This window comes from Oryzibacter oryziterrae, assembly GCF_021864535.1.
In the GTDB taxonomy this organism is placed as follows: domain Bacteria; phylum Pseudomonadota; class Alphaproteobacteria; order Rhizobiales; family Pleomorphomonadaceae; genus Pleomorphomonas; species Pleomorphomonas oryziterrae.
This window is the reverse complement of the sequence record NZ_JAKJIC010000012.1, coordinates 63699-87710: the sequence shown is the minus strand read 5'-3', so window position 1 is coordinate 87710 and position 24012 is coordinate 63699. Positions and strand designations below refer to the sequence as shown.

Below are 24012 nucleotides of genomic sequence, written 5' to 3'. Positions count from 1 at the left end.
TGGACGAACGGGAGTTGTCCTCAAGGACCGCTCGCACTATTGTCCCGCCTCTGCGAGGCTGGCGCAATCAGATTTCATCCAGCACGTCTATACGAGGGATCATGTTCAAGGGGTCTATCACCGCGCTTGTCACGCCTTTCCGCGATGGCGCCGTCGACTTCAAGGCTTTCGAAGCCTTTGTCGATTGGCAGATTTCGGAAGGCACTCACGGTCTGGTTCCGGTCGGGACCACGGGCGAGAGCCCGACGCTGAGCCACGACGAGCACAAACGGGTGGTGGAAACCTGCATTCGTGTGACCAATGGCCGCGTGCCCGTCATCGCCGGTGCCGGCTCGAACAACACCGCCGAGGCCATCGACCTCGCCCTGTTCGCCGAGAAGGCCGGTGCCAACGCGCTTCTGGTCGTCACGCCCTATTACAACAAGCCGAACCAGGAAGGGCTGTACCAGCACTTCAAGGCGATCAACGACGCCGTCGGCCTGCCCATCTTCATCTACAACATCCCCGGTCGTTCGGTGATCGACATGTCGGTGGAGACGATGGCGCGGCTCAACGAGCTGAAGAATATCGTCGGCGTCAAGGATGCCACCGGCAAGGTCGAGCGCGTCAGCGCTCAGCGTCAGGCCATGGGCCCCGGCTTCATCCAGCTGTCGGGTGAAGACGGCACCGCTCTGGCGTTCATGGCCCATGGCGGTCATGGCTGCATCTCGGTCGCTTCCAACGTGGCGCCGCGCCTCTGCGCGGAGTTCCAGGAAGCCTGCATGCGCGGCGACTTTGCCACCGCTCTCGACTATCAGGATCGGCTGTTCCCGCTCCACACCGCGCTCTTCGTCGAGCCGAACCCGCAGCCGGCCAAATACGCGCTGTCGCTGCTCGGCAAGATGAACAACGAGCTGCGCCTGCCCCTGGTCCCGGCCTCCGCCGCGACCGAGGCCACCATGCGCAAGGCTCTGGAGCACGCTGGCCTGATCAATTGAGGCCGACTTGACCAAGCAAGCGAACCTGAACGGGCTCGCTTGCCATATGTGGAGATACCCCCCTCTCCAACTCTCCCCCTCAGGGGGGAGAGAGTAGGGCGTGGCTCCGCCAAGAACCTTGATAGGTTTGGTTTGATGGCTCCTCCGGCACTCTCTCCCCCCCTGAGGGAGAGAGTTGGAGAGGGGGGTAATCGGAGGCAAAGCCTTTTATAGGTTCGACCAGGATAGCAATGGTTTGGTGATGGCACAGAAGAAGAAAAAGACCGATCCCAATACCAAGGTGGTGGCCGACAACCGCTCCGCCCGCTTCCACTATGCGCTCGGCGAGAAGATTGAGGCCGGCATCATGCTGCAGGGCACCGAGGTCAAGAGCTTGCGTCAGGGGCGCACCAACCTCAGCGACGCCTATGTCGGCCCCTATGGCGACGAGATCTTCCTCTACAACGCCCATATCCCCGAATATCTGCAGGCCAACCGCTTCAATCACGAAATGCGCCGGCCGCGCAAACTGCTGCTGCAGCGCAAGCAGATCAACCGCCTGATCGCCTCCATCCAGCGCCATGGCATGACCATCGTGCCGCTCAAGCTCTATTTCAACGAGCGCGGCATGGCCAAATGCGAGATCTCCGTCGCCGAAGGCAAGAAGCTCCACGACAAGCGCGAGGCGTCCAAGGAGCGCGACTGGAACCGCGAGAAGGCCCGCATCATGAAGAACGCCAGCCGGGATTGAGGACAGGGCACCTCACGCGAGTCTCGGTTGGGTTTCATTTACGATAAGTTGCGATTGCCTTCTCCGTAGGTTGTATCTCCGGAGACTGCTTCCAATATCTTGTGTCTTGCGACCAAGAGGAATGCGGAGGGCAACGTGAAGCTTGCTGTCTTGATTGATGCGGAGAACATTTCCGCCTCGCTCGCAGATGATCTGTTCAAGAGTGTCGGCGAGCTGGGCGAAGCTCCCATTCGGCGTGCCTACGGCGACTTTTCCAGACCGGGTCTGAGTAACTGGGGTGTCGTTTGCGCCCAACATGCACTCCTGCCCATACAGCAATTTGCCAATGCTTCCGGCAAGAACGCGGCCGACATCGCCTTGGTGATCGACGCCATGGATCTGCTGCATGCGCAGACGGTTGAAGGCATTTGTCTTGTCACATCGGATAGTGATTTCACGCGGTTGGCCATGCGCATTCGGGAGGGCGGGCTAGCTGTGTTCGGCTTCGGCAGCCCCAAGACGCTGCCAGCCTTCCGCCATGCCTGTACCCGCCACTTTCCGTTGGAAGTCCTCAAGTGCCCAACGGAATCGGTGCTGAGCGCCGTCAAGGACACGGCCGATAAAGGCGTCAAACCGGCGCCTCAGACGACCGCACCCAAAAAGACGCCCAAAGCCAACAAGGTATGGGACGTGCATCCCACCAACTCCTTTGCCGCCTTGGCGATCAAGGCCATGTCCGAACTCGTCCATACCGAAGGCTGGATTGATCTTGCCGCCATTGGCTCGCGCCTCAGGATTGTCGATCCAAAGTTCGATTGTCGCGCTTTTGGGAGACCGAAGCTGTCGAGCTTGTTTCAAGCGTGCGAGGCCTTCGACGTTGATGCGCCCGCTTCTGGCCACATGCGCATCCGCCTCAAGCCGGTCTCTTTGCCCCCGCAATAACCACCCTCACGGGCTCTCCATCGGCAAGCTCTCTTGCACCCAGGCGTTCATGCCGCCCTTGACGTCGGCGAGTCCTGGCAGTCCCGCGTGCTCCAGCTGGTCCGTCAACATCCCCGAGCTATGGCCGGAGCGGCAGATGAAGGTCAGCTTCTTGCCGGGGTTGCTGTCGATGACCTGCTTGAGATCCGTGAGGAAGCTGGCGCTGGTCATGTCCAGCGGCGTGGCGCCGCGGGCAAGACCGGTGTCGGCCCATTCCTCGGGCGTGCGGATGTCGATCAGAACCGTCTGGCCGGCGCTCACCGCAGCATCAACGACGGCCGGATCGAGATGGTCGACAGCCAGGGCAGGCGTTGCGGCAAGCAGGAAGGCGGCGAGAAGGAGAGGGCGCATCTTGTGGGTCCATTTCAATGTTCTGACCATCCTTGGACCGCGACTCTACCGCCGGCAACCCCATCCAAAGGCTAGATCAGGCCGCCGTCTCCACCGTCAGATGCACGATCTCGTGCACCGGTTTCAGCCGTCCGCGCGCCGTCGCGCCGTCGATGCCTGAGACGGAAACGATTGCCGCATGCGCGCCAGGCCCGACGCGCCACAGGTGCAGGTCGGAAATGGCAGCGTCTCCCGGCCCTTCGATCACCTCGCGGATTTCCGCCTCGATGTGATCGTCCGTCATGTCCAGAAGGACGCCGGCCGTGTCGCGTAACAGGCTGTAGGCCCAACTCAGGATCACTACTGCACCGACAATCCCCATCAGCGGATCGAGCCAGACCCAGCCGCTGTACTTGCCGCCGACCAGCGCCGCGATCGCCAGCACCGACGTCAGGGCATCCGCGAGAACATGCAGATAGGCCGAGCGCAGGTTGTTGTCGTGATGGTGCCCGTGGCCGTGGTGATGGTCGTGCCCATGGGGGTGATCGTGAGCGTGTTCATGCCCATGGTGGTGACCATGGGTCCCATGCGCATGCCCGCCTCCCAGCATGGCAGCGCTCAGAAGGTTGACGATCAGCCCGACAACCGCCACCACCGTCGCCTGCGTGAACGCCACCGGCTGCGGTGCCATCAGACGCAAGGCCGAATCGAAGGCAATCACCAGCGCCACGGCCGCCAGCAACAGCGCTGAGGCAAAGCCCGCCAGATCGCCTGCCTTGCCCGTGCCGAAGGTAAAGCGGCGATCCTGGGCATGCCGGCGCGCGAACACATAGGCCCCCGCCGCGATCGCCAGAGCGCCGGCATGGGTGGCCATGTGGATTCCGTCGGCCAGAAGCGCCATGGAGTTGAACCACAGTCCGGCAATGATCTCGCCCACCATCATCACCGCGGTCAATGCCACCACGGACAGGGTGCGGCGCGTGTTGGCGTCATGGCTTTGGCCGAGGAACACATGGGCGTGTGGCACGCCGGCAGCTGAGGGCAGGGCGGTCATCTGAGGTCACTTTCCGTAGCGTCGGATGGCTTCGATCAACTCGTCGGCACCTTTGGCGCGCGCGGCGTCGTCGAGCCCCGGATGGGCCACATGCTCGCGCACATGCCCCTCTATGAGTTCGTCCATCAGCCCGAGGATGGCCCCGCGCGCGCCGGCCACCTGATGCAGCACCGTCGTGCAGTCGACTTCCTCGTCGAGCGCCTTCTCGATGGCCGCCATCTGACCGGCAATGCGCCGGACGCGGGCGATGAGCTGTTGCTTGTTGTGAACCGTATGCATGATAGGATACCCCCCTATCCTATATTTACGGAGTCTGCAACGCTTCCGTTGTCGCTCACCTGGTCGGGGCTTGGCTCCAGCCTTGTCTCGGTCGGCAAACTCCTGTTCACTGCAGGGCTCAGGAGATCCACGGTGCCGCATTCGCCCATCACCACCCTCGGCCTCGATGCCGACGATACGCTCTGGCACAACGAGCGCTTCTTCAAGCTCACCGAAGCCCGCTTTCGCGAGCTTCTGGCCGACCACGCCGACCCCGATCATCTCGGCGAACGGCTTCTGGCCGCCGAGAAGCGCAACCTTGCCTTCTACGGCTTCGGCATCAAGGGCTTCATGCTGTCCATGATCGAGACCGCGCTCGACATCACCGAGCGCCGTGTGGACCAGTCGGTGATCGCCGAGATCCTCGACATGGGCCGCGAGATGCTGCGCCACCCGGTCGAGACGCTTCCCGGCGTGCGCGAGACCCTGCCGCTGCTGGCCGAGCGCTTCCGCCTGATCCTGATCACCAAGGGCGATTTGTTCGATCAGGAGCGCAAGCTGGCCCAGTCTGGTCTCGGCGATCTGTTCGAGGGGGTGGAGATCGTCTCCGACAAGACCGCAGCCACCTATGCCCGCGTCTTCACCTCACACGGCACCGGCCCGGAACACGCCGCCATGGTCGGCAACTCCCTGAAGTCCGACATCATCCCGGCCCTCGAAGCCGGCGCCTGGGCCGTGCATATCCCGCACGAACTCACCTGGGACTATGAAAAAGCCCTGCCGCCCGTCGATCATCCGCGCTTCTACGCCGTCGAATCCTTGCGCGAACTGGTCACCCTGTTCGACTGAGAGCCAGCGGAAGCGCCCCCGACCTCTGCCTTTTTTGCAAGGCTGCCAGCCGATGCCAGTTTTTGCACACGGCGCCTTTCCCTTCCGACACGCCCGTGTTAAAGACCGCCGCCAATCTCTTCGGTGACCCAGACTTGGACCGAGTCGCGCAGCCAGCGATTTCGGACAGGTCTTTTCATATTCGTCACCCGGACCCACGAGCAGGAGTTGGCAATGGCCGCATTCTTCAATCCCCTCCACGGCGGTGAGCTCGCGCTCACGTTCGACGACGTGCTGCTGAAGCCCGGTCACTCGGAAGTCATGCCGTCGGAAACCGACGTGAAGACCCGCCTCACCAAGTCCATCGAACTCAATATCCCGCTGCTCTCCTCGGCCATGGATACGGTCACCGAAGGCCGTCTGGCCATCGCCATGGCCCAGGCCGGCGGCATCGGCGTCATCCACCGCAATCTCACTCCCGAGATCCAGGCCGAGCACGTTCGCCAGGTCAAGAAGTTCGAGAGCGGCATGGTGGTCAACCCGGTCGTCATCGGCCCGGAAGCCACCCTCAAGGACGCGCTGGACCTGATGAAGGCCCACAACATCTCCGGCATTCCCGTGGTCGAGAACGCCGGTGACGGCGGCCGCGTGCACGGCCGTCTGGTCGGCATCCTCACCAACCGCGACGTCCGCTTCGCGTCCGACCCGTCGCAGCGCGTCTATGAGCTGATGACGCGCGAGAACCTCATCACCGTCCGCGAGGGCGTCAGCCACGAGGAGGCCAAGCGCCTCCTGCACCAGCACCGCATCGAGAAGCTGGTTGTCGTCGACGCCTCTTATCACTGCGTCGGCCTGATCACCGTCAAGGACATCGAGAAGGCTCGCCTCAATCCCAACGCCGCCAAGGACGAGCAAGGCCGCCTGCGCGTTGCCGCCGCCACCACCGTCGGCGACCAGGGCTTCGAGCGTTCGCAGATGCTGATCGACGCCGGCGTCGATCTTCTCGTGGTCGACACCGCCCACGGCCATTCCGAGCGCGTGCTGCAGGCCGTCACCAAGGTCAAGAAGCTGTCCAACAAGGTGCAGATCATCGCCGGCAACGTCGCCACCGGTGACGGCACCAAGGCGCTGATCGACGCCGGCGCTGACGCCGTCAAGGTCGGTATCGGCCCGGGCTCCATCTGCACCACCCGCATCGTCGCCGGTGTCGGCGTGCCCCAGCTCACCGCCATCATGGAAAGCGTCGCTGCAGCCCATGAGGCCGGCGTCCCCATCATCGCCGATGGCGGCATCCGCTATTCGGGCGATCTCGCCAAGGCGCTGGCCGCCGGCGCGTCGGCCTGCATGATCGGCTCGCTCTTTGCCGGTACCGACGAGAGCCCCGGCGAGGTCTACCTGTACCAGGGCCGCAGCTACAAGTCCTACCGCGGCATGGGCTCGGTGGGCGCCATGGCCCGCGGCTCGGCCGACCGCTATTTCCAGGCCGAAGTGCGCGACGCGCTCAAGCTGGTGCCGGAAGGCATCGAGGGCCAGGTGCCCTACAAGGGTCCGATCGGTTCGGTGGTGCACCAGCTCGTCGGCGGCATCCGCGCCGCCATGGGCTATGTCGGCGCCCACACCATTCCCGAGCTGCAGGAGAAGGCCCGCTTCGTGCGCATCTCCAACGCCGGCATGCGCGAAAGCCACGCTCACGACGTGACCATCACCCGCGAAAGCCCGAACTATCCGGGCGCCGTGTGATTTCAGTCATCCTGGACTGTTAGAAGCAACCCTGCCGGGGCATATCCCGTTCCGGCAGGGTTCTTTGTTTTCGCGCTGGCGGTTGGCAAGGCCAGGGCCTAGCATGTATGACGGAACGAACGGGTCATCCGAACTCCGGGCAACCGAGGAAATCGATATGAAAGACGGCGGCAGGATCGCGGCAGCGATCGAAGTTTTGACCGATGTGGAGCGTACGCGCCGACCGGTGCAGGATTGCCTCAAGGATTGGGGCGTGATGCATCGCTTCGCCGGCTCCAAGGACCGCAGCGCCATCGGCAATCTTGTGTTCGACGTGCTGCGCAAGCGTGCCTCGCTGGCCGCCATCATGGGCGCCGAGACGCCGCGCGCCCTCGCACTCGCCGCCGCCGTCCACATCTGGGGCCGCTCCGTCGACGCACTTGTCGCCGGCTTTGCCGACGATCGCTTCGCCCCTGAACCGCTCACCGCTGACGAGATCGCCAGCCTGTCCAGAGGCTCGGTCCCCGACGACGCCCCCCTCTGGATCAAGGGCGATTTCCCCGAGTGGCTGACCGCCTCCTTCGAACGCGCCTTTGGCGACCGCGCCGCGCTTGAAGGCGCCGCCCTTGCCGGCCGCGCCGACGTCGACGTCCGCGTCAACTCGCTGAAATCGGACCGCGCCCAGATCCTCGAGGGCCTCGCACCCTTCAACGCCGAGCCTTGCCGCTGGGCGCCGCTCGGCATCCGCGTCCCGACCGGTGCCGCCGACGCCAAGCCGGTGCACGTGCTGTCCGAACTCGCCTACAAGAAGGGCCTGTTCGAGGTGCAGGACGAAGGCAGCCAGCTTGCGGCGGCCATCGCCGGTCACGTCGGCGGCACGCAGGTGGTCGACCTCTGCGCTGGCGGCGGCGGCAAGACGCTCGCCCTCGCAGCGGCGCTGCAGAATCGCGGCCAGATCTACGCTTACGACAGCGACAAGCGCCGCTTTGGTGACATTCTCGATCGCATCGATCGTGCCGGTGCACACAACATCCAGATCCGCGAGCCACGCAAGGGCACGGACGCTCTGGCCGATCTCAAGGGCAAGGCCGACCTCGTGCTGGTCGACGCCCCGTGCACCGGTACCGGCACCTGGCGCCGTCGTCCGGACGCCAAGTGGCGCCTCGCGCCCGGCGCTCTGGACCTGCGCCTCAAGGAACAGGCCGAGGTGCTCGATCGCGGCGCCGCGCTGGTGAAGGCCGGCGGTCGCCTCGTCTACATCACCTGCTCGGTGCTGCCGGAAGAAAACGAGGACCAGATCGCCGCCTTCCTCAGTCGCTCGCCCACCTACCGCCTCGCCGACGCCGGCGCCGCCTGGCAAGCCGTCACCGGCCAGCCGGTGGTGGAGGGCACGGCGATTACCCTCGAAGGTCAATCCGGCATGGCCCTCCGCCTCACCCCGGCGCTCACCGGCACCGACGGCTTCTTCATCGCCGTACTGGAACGTGCGGTCTAGCAACAGGCCCGCAAAGGCAATCGCATACCGAGAGGGTGACTGTTTCCCCAAGAGCGGGAACTGTCACCATCTCGCAGCGAGAAAGCCAAGCCTCGCGTACCGCCGGAAGAGAGGGGGGGCGGGAAACGCCGGCCTTGCCGGCTCTATCCAGTCACCGCCCCAATCCGTCATTCTTCCCCGCCGCCGATCTCGCCTGCCAGCCAGGTGCGGAAGGCGTCGAGCGGGGGATAGTTGGCGCGCGTCAGCGGCCAGACCAGCCAATAGGCGCCGGTACCGCTGACCGATTGTCTGAGGATCGGCTGCAAGCGCCCGTCGGCGATTTCCGGTGCGGCCAGGTAGTCGGGCAGCAGCGCCACGCCGAGGCCGGCGATCGCCGCCTGCGTCATGGTGGCGAACTGGTCGAACAGCATGCCCCGCACCTCCGGCGCCGCGGCGTCGCCGTCCGCCCGGTTGGCGCGGAACCAGGCGTCCCACGCGGTCTGGCGTGTCTCCAGCTGCAACAGCGGCAGTCCCCGTAGATCCTCGGCCGTCACCACCGGATGTGCGGCCAGAAAGCCCGGTGCCGCACAGGCCGTGAGGCGTTCGTCGAACAGCTTCATATGCCCCGCGTCGCGCCAGTCATCAACACCGAAATGAATAGCGGCATCAAAGCCTTCCGTCGCAAAGTTGAAGCGCCTCAACCGCGTCGCCAGATTGACCGTCACCCCCGGATGCGCGCCGAGAAAGGCACCGAGCCGTGGGGCCAGCCAGCGCGTGCCGAAGGCGGGCAGGATCGCCAGCGACAAGGCGCCGCCCGAGGGATTGGCCACGAACTCCATGCTGCCGCGCTGGATGAGGTCGAGCGCCCGGGTAATGTCGCGCCCGTAGACAAGCGCCGCCTCGGTGGGAATGAGGCGTTGCCGGTGCCGCTCGAACAGCGGACGCCCCAACTGGTCTTCCAGGGATTGGATCAGCCGGCTCACCGTGCCCTGCGTCAGGTCCAGTTCGCGGGCGGCGCTGGCGGTCGATCCCGTCCTGAGCACCGCTTCGAAGGCGGAGAGCAGGCTGATCGACGGCAGAAAGCGGCGTTGGCGGTTCAAGATTATGCATTCCATGCATGAACTCACCTGCAAATAGGGTTTTCCGCGTAGGAAGGCAATGATTAAATAGGAGCGGGAGTTGGCAATCGAGTCCCGCTGCGGTCTCTGCTTTTCTTAAGACGCTGCGCCGGTGCTCCGATTGACCAGAGGAATAGCCGAGGAAGCCATGTCCGACATCAAGTCCGCCGCGCACAAGGGTGAAGCTTTTGCCTGGGAAGATCCCTTCCTGATCGACGATCAGCTGACCGAAGACGAGCGGATGATCCGGGAGGCCGCCGCCGCCTTCGCCGCCGACAAGCTGCTGCCGCGCGTCGAGGATGCCTATCTCAACGAGACCACCGATCCGGACATCTTCCGCGAAATGGGCGCGGCCGGGCTGCTCGGCGTGCCGATCCCCGAGGAGTTCGGCGGCGTCGGTGCCTCCTATGTGGCCTATGGCCTGGTGGCCCGCGAAGTCGAGCGCATCGACAGCGGCTATCGCTCGATGATGAGCGTGCAGTCGTCGCTGGTCATGTATCCCATCTATGCCTATGGCTCGGATGCCCAGAAGCACAAGTATCTGCCCAAGCTCGCCTCCGGCGAGTTCATCGGCTGCTTCGGCCTCACCGAGCCGGATGCCGGCTCCGACCCCGGCGGCATGAAGACCCGCGCCGAGAAGATCGACGGCGGCTACCGCCTCAACGGTTCGAAGATGTGGATCTCCAACGCGCCGATCGCCGACGTCTTCATCGTCTGGGCCAAGTCGGCGGCTCATGGCAACAAGGTGCGCGGCTTCGTGCTCGACAAGGGCACGAAGGGCCTCAGCGCCCCCAAGATCGGCGGCAAGCTGTCGCTTCGGGCCTCCATCACCGGTGAGATCGTGCTCGACAATGTCGAGGTGGGAGAGGACGCGCTGCTGCCGGGTGTCGAGGGCATGAGCGGTCCGTTCGGCTGCCTCAACCGCGCCCGCTTCGGCATCTCCTGGGGCGTCATCGGCGCCGCCGAGGATTGCTGGTTCCGCTCGCGCCAATATGGCCTTGACCGCAAGCAGTTTGGCAAGCCGCTGGCCGGCACTCAGCTCTACCAGAAGAAGCTCGCCGACATGCAGACCGAGATCGCCCTGGCCCTGCAGGCTTCGCTGCGCGTCGGTCGCCTGATGGACGCGGGGCGTTTCGCGCCGGAGATGATCTCGCTGGTCAAGCGCAACAACTGCGGCAAGGCCCTCGACATCGCCCGCGCCGCCCGCGACATGCATGGCGGCAACGGCATCCAGATCGGCTACCACGTCATGCGCCACGCCCAGAATCTGGAAACGGTCAACACCTACGAGGGCACCCATGATGTGCATGCGCTGATCCTCGGTCGTGCCCAGACCGGCCTTCAGGCCTTCTTTTGAGCCTGTCACCCAGCGAGGAGGGCCGTCATTTGCGTGAAGCCAACCTGCCGCCGCTCCAAGGCCTCAAGGTCGTGGAGCTGGCCCGCATCCTCGCCGGCCCCTGGATCGGCCAGACGCTGGCCGATCTCGGTGCCGAGGTGATCAAGGTGGAAAGCCCCGAGGGCGACGACACCCGCACCTGGGGGCCGCCCTTCATCGATCGTCCCGATGGCAAGGGCGGCACCGAAAAGGTCGCCGCCTATTTCCACGCCGCCAACCGCGGCAAGACCTCCGTGTGTTGCGATTTCTCCGACCCTGACGACCTTGCCCGCGTCAAGGCGCTGGTGGCAGAAGCCGACGTGGTCATCGAGAATTTCAAGGTCGGCGGCCTCGCCAAATACGGTCTCGACTATGCAAGCGTCACCGCCGCCAATCCGGGCGTCGTCTATGCGTCCATCACCGGCTTCGGCCAGGATGGACCGCGTGCCGCCAATCCCGGCTATGACTTCCTGATCCAGGGCATGTGCGGCATCATGGATCTCACCGGCGATCCAGAGGGCGAACCGCAGAAGGTCGGTGTCGCCTGGATCGACATCTTCACCGGCCTCTATGGCGTCATCGGCATTCAGGCGGCGCTGGCCGAGCGCGCCCGGTCAGGGCGGGGGCAGCATGTGGACCTGTCGCTGTTCGACTGCGGCGTCGGCGTCCTCGCCAACCAGGCCATGAACTTTCTCCTCGGCGGCAAGGTGCCCCATCGCCTCGGCAACGCCCACCCCAATATTGTCCCCTATCAGGTCTTCCCGGTCGCCGATGGTCACGTGATCATTGCCTGCGGCAACGATCGTCAGTTCGCCGCCCTGGCGAAAGTGCTGGGGATATCCGAGCTGGCAACCGACGCTGATTACGCCACCAACCCCGCCCGCGTCCGCAATCGCGAGCGCCTGTGTTCCATCATTTCCGATCGAACGAAAATGCGACTAAAGGGTGACATCATCGCCGCCTTTGAGGGCGCCGGTGTTCCATGTGGGCCCATCAATTCCGTCGACGAAGCGCTTGCCGATCCGCAGATCGCGGCACGTGGAATGGTGGTTGCCCCCGAGGGCATTTCCGGGATACGCAGCCCTGTCAGGTTCTCCCGCAGTCCCTTGGTGTTCGATCGTGCCGGCCCGGCACTGGGATCGGGCCATTGGGGCTTCGGCGAAGCTGACGGGGAGGGAAGTCTTTGAATCAAGGCGATTTTCGCCTTCCGTGGAAAGGTCTGGACATGCAGAACAAGCACCACAATCTGATCGCCGGCGAATGGCATCAGGCGCAGAATTATCAAGCAAATACAAACCCTTCCGACGTCAGTGACGTGATCGGCCTCTATGCCAGCGGTGAAGCCGCCGACGTTGCCGTCGCCGCTGCCGCCGCCGCCGAAGCCCAGCGCATTTACGCCCGCGCCGCCCTGCAGGACCGCGTCGACCTTCTCAACCGCATCGCCGCCGCCATCGAAGCTCGTACAACCGAGATCGGCACCATGCTCGCCCGCGAGGAGGGCAAGGTCCTTCCCGAAGCCATCGGCGAAACCAAGCGAGCAGCCCAAATCTTCCGGTTTTTCGCGGCGGAAGCCATCCGCATCCCCGGCGACGCCCTCGGCTCGGTCCGCAAGGACGTAGACGTAGAAGTTGTGCGTGATCCCATCGGCGTGGTCGGAATCATCACGCCCTGGAACTTCCCGATCGCCATTCCCGCCTGGAAGATCGCCCCGGCGCTCGCCTACGGCAACGGCGTCGTCTTCAAGCCCGCCGAGCTCACCCCCGGCTGCGCCCATCTCCTCGCCGAGATCATCCACGACGCCGGCTGCCCCAAGGGCCTCGTCAACATGGTGATGGGCCGCGGCTCCGTCATCGGCCCCGCCATGGTGGCCGATCCCAACATTGCCGCCATTTCCTTCACCGGATCGGTCCCAACCGGCCGCAATCTGGCCTTGTCCTGCGCCGCGCAGATGAAGAAGGTCCAGCTGGAAATGGGCGGCCGCAATCCCATGGTGGTGCTCGACGACGCCGATCTCAACATCGCCGTCGAAGCCTGCCTCAACGGCGCGTTTTTCTCGACAGGTCAACGCTGTACCGCTTCGTCTCGTTTCATCGTCCAGGACGGCATCCATGATCGCTTCGTCGAGGAACTGACCAAGCGCATGGCCACGCTGCGCGTTGGCCCGGCCCTCGAAGCTACAACCCAGATCGGCCCGGTGGCCTCCGCCGGCCAGCTCGACGGCAACCTCGGCTATGTTGCTCTGGCCGCCAAGGAAGGCTGTGAGGTCGTCGGTGGCGAGCGGATCAACGGCCCGACCGAAGGCTATTTCCAGCGTCCCGCACTGTTCGTCGGCGCCAAGGCCGGCATGACCAGCGCCCGCGAGGAAATCTTCGGGCCCTGCGCCAGCCTGATCAAGGTCGGTTCGTTCGAGGAGGCCGTCGCAGTGGCCAACGATACGGAATTCGGTTTGTCTTCAGGCATTTGCACGCAAAGCCTCAAGTATTCGCGCGAGTTCCGCCGCCAGGCCCAGGCCGGCATGGTTATGGTCAACCTGGCCACAGCCGGCGTCGACTATCACGTGCCCTTCGGCGGCCGCAAGGCCAGCTCCTACGGCCCGCGCGAACAGGGCCGTTATGCCGCCGAGTTCTACACCACGGTCAAGACCAGCTACGTCTACGCCGGTTGATCGGAGCGACAGCAAAGACCGGATCAGACGGTGATCCGGTCTTTAACGCTTTGAGCCAGAACGTGAATTTCGGTGGGATCGGCGTGGCCGATCAGCATGATCGCGTGCTGAGGACCGGACCAGAAGGCAATGTTCATCGCCGAACGCCGCTCGTCCGAAATGTCGCGAACACCGCCATCCGACAGGGTAATGCACAGCGCCATCGGTCCCGTCGCCGGGTCGAGATAGGTGAGCTGCGCCAAGGGCTGCTTGTCATAGGCGAGGATCTGCGCGCGTCGGAACTCCTTGCCCGAAAGCGCCACGTCCTCAGGCGTAAGCGCAAGGCCAAGATGACTGTTCACGGTGGCAAGCTGCGCCAGTTGCACGTCGCGGCTCGGTGAGGTTCCGGCCAAGGTATCCGACGTATAGAGCGCCATATACTGCGCAACGGCTGCTCGCCATTCGCCACCCTGTTCTTTGGCTCCCATCCGTCCGGCCACGATGATCGAGCGATCGATTGCGATACCTGCGACGATCGAGGCCGCAAGAGCCGTGAAGACTTGCCTGCGGCTGTATCCGGTTGCCGCTGCCTTGCCACGAACCTCAGGCACAGCATCGAGCATGGCTTCAAGCCGATCGATGGGCGCGGCCTCCAGCAGCGGCGCGAAAGCATCGGCAAAAGGCAGATCGGCCCTGGAAAGGAAGGCGATGCGGTCGGCAACGTCCTGGCTTTTCTCGGCAAGGTCAGCAATCCGGGTCATGTCCTCGGCGGGCAGTTCGCCGTCGAGGAAGGCGGTCAGGTCTTCGTCGGAGGGGAGTGAGGATCGGTCGGTCATGTCATTCTCCCCCATCCGTGTCGGCAGCCAGCTTGGCGCGAGCGGCAGCAAGGCGGCTCATCACGGTTCCAATCGGTATATCAAGCACTTCGGCCACTTCACGGTAGGACATGCCCTCCACATAGGCCAGAAACACCGCCGCCCGTTGGGCTTCCGGCAGTGCATTCACCCGGTTCATCACGTCCGCTGCCGCAAGGCGCATCTCCATCTCGTGCTGCCCGTCATGAACCAGAATATCCTCAGCTGGAACAAGGCCCTGGCCCAGGCGAACGCGACGCGAGCGAACCTCGTTCAGCCAGATGGAATGCAGTATCGTCAATAGCCAGCGATCAAGGCGGGTGCCTTCGACAAACTGGTCGGCGCGTTCAAGCGCCCGAACGCAGGTTTGCTGCACCAGATCGTCGGCGGCATCGCGTGCCCTGGAGAGAACAAAGCCGTAGCGCCAGAGCCGTTGCAGGTTCTCCCTCAGGCCCGACCGGACGGTGGAATGACTGGCGATGTTCGCCTCCCTGGCAATGGCTTGGCGCGGCACGGTCGCGCGTCGAACCGTGCCCTCGCTGCCGAGAGCATAATCCGACCAGGGTTGAGAGCTTGTAACCATGGGGTGCGATACGCAACAGGGATGACGCCACGAGTGGGCCCGCCATCCCTGTTGCCTTTTCAGTCAGGAGAGGAACTGTCAGATGGCCGACGGGTTGCGGATGACCGCGTCAAGGTCCTGATATTCCTCGCAATCGGTGCCGCAGAGCGACTTGATCGTCGACAGCTGCTCCTTGGCGAGATCGATGCGGCCCTTGATGACATAGGCTTCGCCCAGGTATTCGCGCACCTTCACGTAGGTCGGATCGGCAGCAACGGACTTGAGGTAATAGGAAATGCCCTCGTCGGTGCGGCCGAGCTTGCGCGTGGCATAGCCGCGATAGTTGAGCACTTCCCGTGTGTTCTGGTCCTTGACCGTATCCAGCATGGCCAGGGCTTCCTGGTAGCGCCCGGCCTTGGCAAGCGAATAGGCATAGTCGGTGCGATTTTCGTCGGTGATGTTGGCACCGGACTGCTGCACGCACTTGCCTGACTGCTGGTCGTAGACTTCGCCCTGCTTGCAGGTGGGCGTGGTGGAGTTGTCTTCGCCGGCGGCAAACGCGGCAGGCGCCTGGGCCAGAGTGGCGAGGCCGGCGGCGACGATCAGAGTGGCAATGGTCTTGTTGAAAGTCATCGGAAAAGTCCTTTGCAAGAGGGTTGCGTGAGATGAACACGCGTGCCCCAAGGACTATTCGGTGGTCGCAACAAAAAAGTTCGTCGGTGCGACTCTCTGGAAAATGACCACGGCCGCAGCGAAAGACTCACCACGGCCGTGTTCTTGTTCGCTTTCAGTTCAGAGGGCAGCCCGGAACAGGGCGAGCACCTGCTCGTCCGTCATCGGTGCCGGATTGCCTGGCGCGCAGGGGTCTTGCTGCGCCTTCTTGACGAAGGTCGGCAAGTCCGCCTCGGTTACGCCAAGCTGCGCAAAGCCCGAGGGAATGCCCACTTCCCTGGACAGATCCTTGATCGCCTGGATGGCCGCCTTCGAGGCAGCTTCATCGTCCATTCCCGTGGTGTCGACGCCCATGGCCGCGGCCACCTTGGCAAAGCGCTTGACCGCATGCGGGCGGTTGAACTCCTCGACTACCGGCAGCAGGATGGCGTTGCAGACACCATGCGGCAGATCCTTCACCGCGCCGGGCTGGTGCGCCATGGCGTGCACATAGCCAAGGCCGGCGGAGTTGAAGGCGAGGCCGGCGATGAACTGGCCATAGGCCATCATCTCGCGTGCCTCGAGATCGCTGCCGTCCTTCACCGCGCGCGGCAGATAGGTGGCGATCAGGCGGATCGCTTCCAGCGCCGAGAAGTCGGTGAGCACATGCGCGCCCTTGGAGACATAGGCCTCGACGGCGTGGGTCAGGGCGTCCATGCCGGTGGCGGCGGTCACAGGGGCCGGGATCTTGGTCATCATCGTCGCATCGTTGACCGACACATCCGGGATGATGTTGGCGTCGATGATCACCATCTTCACGGCATTGGCCGGGTCGGTGATCACGGCGTTGGACGTTACCTCGGCGGCTGTGCCGGCCGTGGTGTTGACGGCCACGAGGAAAGCGCCCGCCTTGGCCACCTTGCCGACGCCGTTGTAGAGCGTGATCGGCCCCGGATTGGCCGAGAGGATGCGCACGGCCTTGGCAGTGTCGATCGGCGATCCGCCACCCACGGCGATGATGGCGTCGCAACCATCGGCCTTGAACTGGGCAAAGGCGGCGTCAACCTGAACAACGGTTGGGTTCGGCACCACACCGTCGTAGACGGAGGCTGCAAGGCCTGCGGCCTTCAGGGCGTCCAGGAGCGGTTGTACGACGCCAAGACGGGTCAGCGTCGCATCGGTGACGATCAGCGGCTTCTTGAGATTGCGGCTGACAAGCTCGGCCGGCACGTCGGCGAGCGCACCGGTGCCGGAAAGGTTGATCTTGGGGAAGCAAAGGCGAAAGGTCATGGCTGTGGTCTCCTGAGGAGTGTCGGAAGCGGCGGCCATGACTTCGGATTGGGAAGGACGGTCGTCGCGATTTCGGGCCCCGAGCCATCGGCTTCCTGGGTCCGTCATGCCGGGAGCAAACTCCCGGGCCGCCTGCGCCGTCTCCGCAGGAAAGCTTTGAAAGTCTTGCAGTCTTGGGCTTTGGGGTGCGGCTGAACCTGGATCCTTTCCGTCTCGGACCGTCTCAATGCAACTGGGCGAAGTGTTCGCGAACCTCGGTGGGAACCGTGCTCTTCGGCGCGACCTCCGTCACGGCGAAGGACTGCCTGACGATCTCGCGGGCTTCCTCCAGCGAACCGATGGCCCCCAGCGCCATCATCTGAAGACAGGCATTGCCGAGGGCGGAGGTCTCAATCGGCCCGGCACTCACCGTGACGCCGCAGGCGTCCGCGGTCAGCTGGTTCAGAAGCTGGTTCTGCGAACCGCCACCGATGATGCGGACCTTGGTGATCGGCCGCCCGGTCAGCGCCTCCAACTCCGCCTTCACCCGCGCGTAGTCGAGGGCAAGGCTGTCAAAGATGGCACGGGCGATGACGCCGATGTCCTCGGGCAAGGCTTGCCCTTGCTCGGCGATGATGGTGTGGATCGCACCTAGCATGCTGTCGGGATTGAGCAGGCGCTGGTCGTCGGGGTTGAAGATGAAGCCCCAGGCGGGTGCAGCCTCGGCCGCCTTCACCACCTCGGCAAAGGACGCTGCGCCCATCTCCTTGCGCACGCCCATGATCAGCCAGAGCCCCATCAGGTTTTTCAGCACCCGATAGCGGCCGCAGACCCCGCCTTCGTTGGAAACGTTGAACTGACGCGCCAGGGCGCCTGCATAGGGTGTTTCGCTCTCGATGCCCATGAGCGACCAGGTGCCGGAACTCACGAAAGCCTCATCAGCGCCGGTCAGTGGGGCAGCGGCAACGGCGGAGGCGGTGTCATGGCCTCCCGGTGCAATGACCTTGATGATCCGGCCGGAGGTCTCAAGACGCATCTCCCCGACCACGCTGCCGGGCTGGATCGGCGTCTTCATGAGCGGATGCGGCAGACCGGCGAGCTTGATGAGATCAGGATCCCAATCCCGAGTCTTGAGGTTCAGGAGCTGAGAGGTGGTGGCGATGGTGTACTCGTTGGACACCACGCCCGACAGTGCGAAATGCAGATAGTCGGGGGTGAAGAGGAGATGGCGGGCTCGCTTCAACCAGTCGGGATGCTGCTTGGCGATCGCCGCCAGCTGGTAGATGGAGTTGTAGGGGGCAAACTGGATGCCGGTCCGGGCATAGATCTCATCCGCCGGCATGGTGGCCGTCACGGCCTCGATCATGCCGTCGGTGCGGTGGTCGCGATAGGCCACCGCCGGCCCTACCTGCTGCAGGTCTTCATCCAGCAGCACGAAGTCGACGCCCCAGGTGTCGCATCCCACGCTGTCGATGGGCGCAACGGCTTCCGCCTTTTCAAGGCCTTCGCGGATGTTGGCGACGGCCTTGGCGTGATCCCAGGCCTCGTGTCCAGTCACCTGATCGACCACATGCGGCGTCTCGAAGCGGTGAACCTCGGTCAGTGACAGATGGCCATCCGAGAGTTCGGCCACCATCACGCGCCCGCTGCCGGCGCCCATGTCCACGGCGGCGACGCGGGTAGGTTTGCTGGGCGAAGTCTCTTGCATCCGATCCTCCCGAATGTCGTGTCAGGCGCCGATGACGCCCTTCTTGAGGATGATGTTGCCGTACTTGGCGGTCTCCCCGGTCATCACCACGGCAAAGGCTGAACGGGTGCGATCGTAGAAATCGAAACGGGGGATGTAGGTGGTCGCGGGTGTGTTGGGATGATGGGCTTCGATGGCAGCGCGATAGCTTGCCACGACGGTGTGGTCGAGGCTGTCGCCGGCAACCGGCGCCATCATCATCACCGGTGCGTCCACATACTGGTCAAGCATCCACAGCGGCAGAATGGCGTCGAGCAGCGGCGCGATGCGCAAGCCGTCGGCCCGGATTACTCGGCCATTGAAACTCTCGCCGGGGAAGTGCGCGTCGGCCAGCACCAGTTCGTCGCCATGGCCCATGCGGTAGAGCACGGCCAGAAGGTCAGGGGAGAGCAAGGGGGAAATGCCGCGCAGCATGGTTCATCTCATCTGTTGGTGCAGGAGCTTGAAGGAGTGGAATGGAACAGGACGCAAAGCATCGTCCGGCGCAGGGGCGGATCTTGTCAACGTGAGGGGGAAGGGCGCACGGTCGGGTCCGTGCGCCCTCAACCTTGCCCTGCCGACTGGAGGAGGAGCGCGGCGGGCAGTCACTCTGCGGCAAGTGGAGGCGGTCAGCCGTAGAGCGGTCCGAAGGTCTGGCAGGCGCGATAGTCGGCTCCTTCCGCATCCATGCCGAACATGGACCAGGAACTCGGCCGGAAGATCTGCGTCTTGTCCACATTGTGCATGGCCACGGGGATTCGCAGCATGGAGGCGAGGGTGATCAGGTCGGCGCCAATATGGCCATAGGAGATCGAGCCATGGTTGGCGCCCCAGGCCGCCATCACCTTGTAGACGGAGGCGAATGGTCCCTGACCGGTCAGGCGCGGCGCAAACCAGGTGGTCGGCCAGGTCGGGCTGGTCCGTTGGTCAAGCACGTCATGTACCGGATCGGGCAGCGACACGGTCTCGCCTTCGGCAATCTGCAGCACCGGGCCGAGGCCCGCCACCAGATTGAGCCGGCTCATGGTGACCGGCATGCCGCCGCGCGTGGCAAAATCGGTGGACCAGCCACCACCACGGAAGTAGCCGTGGTCGCCCTGGCAGAAGCGCGTTGCCTCGAGGCAGCGCTTCTGGTCTTCCTCGGTGACGTCCCAGAAGGGCTTGATGCCCGGCTTGTTGTCGACCGACATCTCGCCGCTGCCGTCAAGGCACGTGGCGCCGGAGTTGATCAGGTGGATCAGGCCGCCAGCCGCTGCGCCATCGACGGTGTGGCCCGACACGCGCTTGATGGCATCCGGGCTCCAGTAGGTTCGCACGTCGGAGAAGATCTGCGCACGGGCGGTCAGGAGATTGCCGAACAGCATGCCGACGCCGTTGAGACAATCGTTCTCGGTGGCGAGGATCAGCGGCTGACGGGCGCCATTCCAATCGAATGACGTGTTCAGCATGGTCTCCATGAAGTCGCCGTTCGGCATGAAGTCGGTCCAGTGGCGCTGGCCCTGGAAACCGGCGGCAATGGCGTGATGGCCTTCGGCCTCTTCCGCGTAGCCCAGTTCCGCCAGCTCCGGATTGCCGATCATCAGATCGCGGGCGATCAGGCACATCTTGACCGAGGTTTCCCACTCATAACGCTTGCGGGCGGCATCCGAGGGGCTGCGGGTGTTGACGTCAGCGCCTTCCTTGCAGTTGGCCTGCGTCCAGGCCAGTGCCTTTTCGTATTCCTTGGGGTCGTAGATGTTCAGCGTCAGCCGGCGCTGGAACTCGCTCATGTCGACATACTCATTGCGCATGCCGAGATAGCTCTGGAAGAAGGTGGGATCGACGATCGAACCGGCGATGCCCATGGAGACGCCGCCCATGGAGAGATAGGACTTGCCACGCATGGTCGCGACCGCAAGACCGGACCGTACGAAGCGCAGGATCTTGTCCTTGACGTCGTCGGGAATGGTGCGGTCGTCGGCGTCCTGCACTTCCGAGCCATAGATGCCGAAGGCCGGCAGCCCCTTCTGGGTATGGGCAGCGAGCACGGCGGCCAGATAGACCGCGCCCGGCCGTTCGGTGCCATTGAAGCCCCAGACGGCCTTGGGAATGGAGGGATCCATGTCCATGGTCTCGGAGCCGTAGCACCAGCAGGGCGTTACGGTCAGCGACACGCCGACATTGCGATGGGCGAACTTCTCGGCGCAGGCCGCCGCTTCCCGGACGCCGCCGATGGTGGTGTCGGCAATCACGCATTCGACCGGCGCGCCGTTGTGATGCTTCAACGTGGAACTGATGAGTTCGGCCACGGCATAGGCCATGCCGAGCGTCTGCGCCTCGAGCCCCTCGCGCACACCGCCCCGCCGGCCGTCGATGGCCGGGCGAATGCCGACCCGCGGCATTTCCTTGAGAACACTGGTCATTTCTGATCTCCCTAAGATCCAATTTTGTTATTTTGCATGCGTCGCAATCAGCCGCGGGCCGGACCGCCATGTGGCGGCGGCTCAACGCGTTCGGTGATGGACGGATCCATATCCTTGAGCTGCTTGCCGTAGGTCTTGAAGCGCTGGAGCACCACGTCCATCTGCGTCTCGGTCAACAGCACACCGCCGCCGAGCGCACGGGTCCCAATGTAGATCCGCGCCAGATTTTCCACTTCCTCCAGCACCTTGAAGGCGCTTTCGGTCGTCTTGCCGAGCGTGATGACGCCATGATTGCCGAGCAGGCACGCCATGCGGGGGCCGAGCGCCTCAAGGGCATGCACCGACAGCTCCTTGGTGCCGAAGGGCGCATAGTCCGAGCACTTGATGATCGAACCGCCGCCGACACCGATCATGTAGTGGATCGGCGGAATGTCCATGCGGCAGCAGGCGAGGATCGAGCAACTGGTGGCATGGCTGTGCAGCACCACATTGACGTCCGGTCGTGCTTTCAGAATGTCATAGTGAAAGCGCCATTCGGACGAGGGGATATAGTCGCCGAAATAGCGGCCGTCGTCGTCCATCTCGACGATCATTTCGGGCGTCATCTTGTCGTAGGCGATGCCCGAGGGGGTGAGCAGCAGGCCGCCGGGAATGCGCACCGACAGATTGCCCGCCGATCCGATGTTGAGGCCTGCCGCGTTCATGCGCTTGCAGGTCGCGATGATGTCTTCGCGAATGTCGAGATTGGGCAGCATGTCCTGGGCTTCCTCCTGTCATGACCGTCTAGGGCACGGCCAATGAAATCCCGTTGTCGCTCCGCAATGAGCAACAGTTTCCTTCGGCCGTTCGCTTGGACGAGCGGCCTTCGATTGTCGGTCTGTCCTCTTTGGCGCGCCGAGGCTGGTGCAGCTGCGCGCCTGATCTCAAACGCTCCGGTCCACGATCGGAGACACAGCATTCAGGTCCCGATTGGCGATCACGACCTTCGATCCTGCCGCTTCGATCATCTGTACGGCATGCTCGGAGATCCCATCGTCGGTGACGAAGATGTCCACCTCGTTCAGCGGGAAGATGACAAGGCTGCGGCTCGCCGAGAATTTGCTGCTGTCCGCCAGAACCACAATGCGCTGAGCCTGCCGGCGAAGCGTGCGCGCGACGCGCAAGGGCAGGGGATCGTCTTCCAGCACGCCGGCTTCCGTCACCGCGTGGCAGCCCATGAAGAAGGTACTCGCCGCAAAATGGAACAGAGGCGCGTCGTCGAACGGACTGAGCACGATGCCCTGCTGGGCAAACACTTCGCCGCCGGTCATGAACACCCGGTTCTCGGTGTTGTAGGCGAGATGGTTGGCGACAGGAATGGAGTCTGTCAGGACCGTGAGGCCGTGTGTCGGCAATCGCTCTGCAAAGCGGGCGACCGTGCTGCCGCCGAACAGGATCAGCGAATCCGGGCTCTGTACCAGACCGAGCGCCGCCCGCGCGATGGCATCCTTTGCCGCGCTGTGCAGCTTGGTCTCGTCCTTGAAATAGTAGCCACTCAGCGGCCGGGCGGAAGCAACGGCGATCGGCGCTATGCCGCCCCGAAGCTTGCGCAACTGCCCGCTGTCGCAAAGCTGATCCACGTCGCGGCGAATGGTGGCCGAGGAGGCGTCGACAAGGCTGAGCAGTTCCTCATAGGAAACCGCTTCCCGGCCTTCGACGGCCTTCAGGATCAGGTTATGGCGTTCTTCTCTAAGCATGAGCATTTTATAGAGCGCTTCGTCGCCGGAGGCAAACCAAGTTCTCAAAAAATGTCAAAAATTCGCATTCTTACGCATCGGGTTTGACCGGTTGGAACTGTCTCGCCGGTAGAGGCTGGCCCATTTAGCAAACAAGCCACTAGGAAATTGATTTTTCTGTCATTTATGGCTTCTGGCCGTTGTGGCTGCCTGAGAGGTAATGAGGCTGCTTTGCCGCACCACGAGATCTGTCATCAGTTTGCAAAACTTGTCAGGATTTGGGGCGAATACGCCTGAGGGGGACGAGTCGCCGCATTTGCGCACTACGTCTGATGTAAGTCTCCCCTCAGCGAGATCACCCTATCTGGAGCCACGGCATCCTCACATCCCGGCGCCTTCGCCGATCACAATGCACGATTTGGTCGACGGGCAAAGGCTCCAGCTTCAAGTCTTTGTGCCGCCGCCTCGGTTCAATCCGATCGCTGAGTGCTCTGGACGAAGGGGGCAACGGTGAGCCCGCTTTGCTCGATCGCCTTGCGCAAGGCACGCGCCATGTCCAGCGCACCAGGGGTATCGCTGTGTACGCAGATGGAAGCAGCCTCCACCGGCAGCTTGTGGCCGCCGAGCGTCGGGATGACGCCGTCGCAGACCACCGACAGCACTTGCGCGATGCTTCTGTCCGGATCGTGGATCACGGCGCCGTCTCGCTGGCGTGGCGCCAGCATGCCGTTGTCGTCATAGGCCCGATCGGCAAACACTTCGCAGGCGACTTTCAGACCGGCCTTTTCCGCCGCCTTCATGGTCTCCGAGAAGGGGAGAGTGAGGAAGACAAGACCGGGATCTACCGCCTTGACCGCCCGGACGCAGACTTCCGCCAACTCGCAGTTCTCCGCCGCCATGTTGCTGAGCGCGCCATGCGGTTTGACATGGGTGACCGGCCAGCCATAGGCCGCACCCATGCCGCACAAGGCCGATATCTGATAGATGAGCTGCGCTTCCAGATCTTCCGGACGCTCACCCGACATCTGCCTCCGGCCGAATCCGTAGAGATCCATGAAGGACGGGTGCGCACCCACCGCAACCCCGCGGCCCTTGGCGGCAAGAAGGGTCCGGCGCATCACCGATGGATCGCCGGCGTGAAAGCCACAGGCGACATTGGCGCTGGACACCACGTCCAGCATGGCCTCGTCGTCGCCCATGCGCCAGGCGCCGAAGCTCTCACCCATGTCGCAGTTCAGGTCGATGGTGGCCAAGGAAGAGACCTCGTCGGAGCGTGCCGGTTCTATTGATAACGCGCGGGCGTCACCATAGTCTTTGGGGCAGCAATACGGAATCCGGTTGCGGAATCAAGGTCGCAACCGGAATA

At 63.7% G+C, this 24012-nt stretch carries 23 protein-coding genes; 9 read left to right on the top strand and 14 right to left on the bottom strand.

Annotation, left to right across the window (positions count from 1 at the left end):
• The first annotated feature begins 101 nt into the window (after positions 1 to 101).
• The 3 genes from dapA to L2I41_RS13985 all read left to right on the top strand — a co-directional run bounded on the left by dapA (position 102) and on the right by L2I41_RS13985 (position 2628).
• Positions 102 to 977 carry a 4-hydroxy-tetrahydrodipicolinate synthase gene (gene dapA / locus L2I41_RS13995; RefSeq protein ID WP_237154190.1) on the top strand — a complete coding sequence of 292 codons (876 nt, stop codon included), beginning with the start codon at positions 102 to 104 and terminating at the stop codon, positions 975 to 977.
• A gap of 241 nt (positions 978 to 1218) precedes the next feature.
• A complete protein-coding gene (smpB, locus tag L2I41_RS13990) occupies positions 1219 to 1707 on the top strand; it encodes an SsrA-binding protein SmpB (RefSeq protein ID WP_237154189.1) in 489 nt (162 codons plus the stop codon).
• Between the two features lie 135 nt (positions 1708 to 1842).
• A complete protein-coding gene (locus L2I41_RS13985) occupies positions 1843 to 2628 on the top strand; it encodes an NYN domain-containing protein (RefSeq protein WP_237154188.1) in 786 nt (261 codons plus the stop codon).
• Positions 2629 to 2634: 6 nt separating this feature from the next.
• On the opposite strand, the gene L2I41_RS13980 is transcribed toward L2I41_RS13985, so the two are convergent.
• From L2I41_RS13980 to L2I41_RS13970, 3 genes are all read right to left on the bottom strand, one after another.
• On the bottom strand, positions 2635 to 3018 hold the full coding sequence (locus L2I41_RS13980; RefSeq protein WP_237154187.1) for a rhodanese-like domain-containing protein: 384 nt from the start codon (positions 3016 to 3018) through the stop codon (positions 2635 to 2637).
• A gap of 76 nt (positions 3019 to 3094) precedes the next feature.
• Positions 3095 to 4051, bottom strand: coding sequence for a CDF family Co(II)/Ni(II) efflux transporter DmeF (gene dmeF, locus L2I41_RS13975; protein WP_237154186.1), 957 nt, complete (start codon positions 4049 to 4051; stop codon positions 3095 to 3097).
• 6 nt (positions 4052 to 4057) lie between these two features.
• Positions 4058 to 4330, bottom strand: a complete 273-nt coding sequence (locus L2I41_RS13970) for a metal/formaldehyde-sensitive transcriptional repressor (protein WP_313791139.1) — start codon at positions 4328 to 4330, stop codon at positions 4058 to 4060.
• Positions 4331 to 4462: 132 nt separating this feature from the next.
• Between L2I41_RS13970 and L2I41_RS13965 the strand changes: the two genes are divergently transcribed.
• The 3 genes from L2I41_RS13965 (at position 4463) to L2I41_RS13955 (ending at position 8351) form a co-directional block, all read left to right on the top strand.
• Positions 4463 to 5158, top strand: a complete 696-nt coding sequence (locus tag L2I41_RS13965; protein ID WP_237154185.1) for an HAD family hydrolase — start codon at positions 4463 to 4465, stop codon at positions 5156 to 5158.
• A gap of 213 nt (positions 5159 to 5371) precedes the next feature.
• Positions 5372 to 6877, top strand: coding sequence for an IMP dehydrogenase (guaB, locus tag L2I41_RS13960; RefSeq protein ID WP_237154184.1), 1506 nt, complete (start codon positions 5372 to 5374; stop codon positions 6875 to 6877).
• A 157-nt stretch (positions 6878 to 7034) separates the two neighbouring features.
• Complete coding sequence (locus L2I41_RS13955) at positions 7035 to 8351, top strand: RsmB/NOP family class I SAM-dependent RNA methyltransferase (RefSeq protein ID WP_237154183.1); 1317 nt, start codon at positions 7035 to 7037, stop codon at positions 8349 to 8351.
• A gap of 167 nt (positions 8352 to 8518) precedes the next feature.
• Here the strand turns inward: L2I41_RS13955 and L2I41_RS13950 are convergent, their stop codons facing one another.
• Complete coding sequence (locus L2I41_RS13950; protein WP_237154182.1) at positions 8519 to 9445, bottom strand: LysR family transcriptional regulator; 927 nt, start codon at positions 9443 to 9445, stop codon at positions 8519 to 8521.
• Between the two features lie 151 nt (positions 9446 to 9596).
• Between L2I41_RS13950 and L2I41_RS13945 the strand changes: the two genes are divergently transcribed.
• From L2I41_RS13945 to L2I41_RS13935, 3 genes are read left to right on the top strand one after another with little or no spacing between them, the layout of a single operon-like run.
• On the top strand, positions 9597 to 10805 hold the full coding sequence (locus tag L2I41_RS13945) for an acyl-CoA dehydrogenase (protein WP_237154181.1): 1209 nt from the start codon (positions 9597 to 9599) through the stop codon (positions 10803 to 10805).
• 29 nt (positions 10806 to 10834) lie between these two features.
• Positions 10835 to 12010, top strand: a complete 1176-nt coding sequence (locus tag L2I41_RS13940) for a CaiB/BaiF CoA transferase family protein (protein ID WP_237154180.1) — start codon at positions 10835 to 10837, stop codon at positions 12008 to 12010.
• 38 nt (positions 12011 to 12048) lie between these two features.
• Complete coding sequence (locus L2I41_RS13935; RefSeq protein ID WP_237154179.1) at positions 12049 to 13488, top strand: aldehyde dehydrogenase family protein; 1440 nt, start codon at positions 12049 to 12051, stop codon at positions 13486 to 13488.
• Positions 13489 to 13511: 23 nt separating this feature from the next.
• Here the strand turns inward: L2I41_RS13935 and L2I41_RS13930 are convergent, their stop codons facing one another.
• The 10 genes from L2I41_RS13930 to L2I41_RS13885 form a co-directional block, all read right to left on the bottom strand.
• A complete protein-coding gene (locus L2I41_RS13930; protein ID WP_313791138.1) occupies positions 13512 to 14354 on the bottom strand; it encodes an anti-sigma factor in 843 nt (280 codons plus the stop codon).
• Entirely contained in the window at positions 14305 to 14835 is a 531-nt protein-coding gene (locus tag L2I41_RS13925) for an RNA polymerase sigma factor (protein WP_313791137.1), read from the bottom strand. Before L2I41_RS13925 ends, L2I41_RS13930 begins: the two co-directional genes overlap by 50 nt.
• A 147-nt stretch (positions 14836 to 14982) precedes the next feature.
• Entirely contained in the window at positions 14983 to 15516 is a 534-nt protein-coding gene (locus tag L2I41_RS13920) for a tetratricopeptide repeat protein (protein ID WP_313791136.1), read from the bottom strand.
• Between the two features lie 159 nt (positions 15517 to 15675).
• The gene (locus L2I41_RS13915) at positions 15676 to 16824 is read right to left on the bottom strand and encodes an iron-containing alcohol dehydrogenase (RefSeq protein ID WP_237154177.1); all 1149 of its coding nucleotides are present in this window, start codon (positions 16822 to 16824) and stop codon (positions 15676 to 15678) included.
• A gap of 223 nt (positions 16825 to 17047) precedes the next feature.
• Entirely contained in the window at positions 17048 to 18511 is a 1464-nt protein-coding gene (gene rhaB, locus L2I41_RS13910) for a rhamnulokinase (protein WP_237154176.1), read from the bottom strand.
• Between the two features lie 21 nt (positions 18512 to 18532).
• Positions 18533 to 18964, bottom strand: a complete 432-nt coding sequence (gene fucU, locus L2I41_RS13905) for an L-fucose mutarotase (protein ID WP_237154175.1) — start codon at positions 18962 to 18964, stop codon at positions 18533 to 18535.
• 194 nt (positions 18965 to 19158) lie between these two features.
• Positions 19159 to 20931 carry an L-fucose isomerase gene (locus L2I41_RS13900; protein ID WP_237154174.1) on the bottom strand — a complete coding sequence of 591 codons (1773 nt, stop codon included), beginning with the start codon at positions 20929 to 20931 and terminating at the stop codon, positions 19159 to 19161.
• 47 nt (positions 20932 to 20978) lie between these two features.
• The gene (locus tag L2I41_RS13895; RefSeq protein WP_237154173.1) at positions 20979 to 21686 is read right to left on the bottom strand and encodes a class II aldolase/adducin family protein; all 708 of its coding nucleotides are present in this window, start codon (positions 21684 to 21686) and stop codon (positions 20979 to 20981) included.
• A gap of 168 nt (positions 21687 to 21854) precedes the next feature.
• The gene (locus L2I41_RS13890) at positions 21855 to 22667 is read right to left on the bottom strand and encodes a DeoR/GlpR family DNA-binding transcription regulator (protein ID WP_237154172.1); all 813 of its coding nucleotides are present in this window, start codon (positions 22665 to 22667) and stop codon (positions 21855 to 21857) included.
• Between the two features lie 449 nt (positions 22668 to 23116).
• On the bottom strand, positions 23117 to 23899 hold the full coding sequence (locus L2I41_RS13885; protein ID WP_237154171.1) for a LamB/YcsF family protein: 783 nt from the start codon (positions 23897 to 23899) through the stop codon (positions 23117 to 23119).
• Positions 23900 to 24012 lie beyond the last annotated feature (113 nt).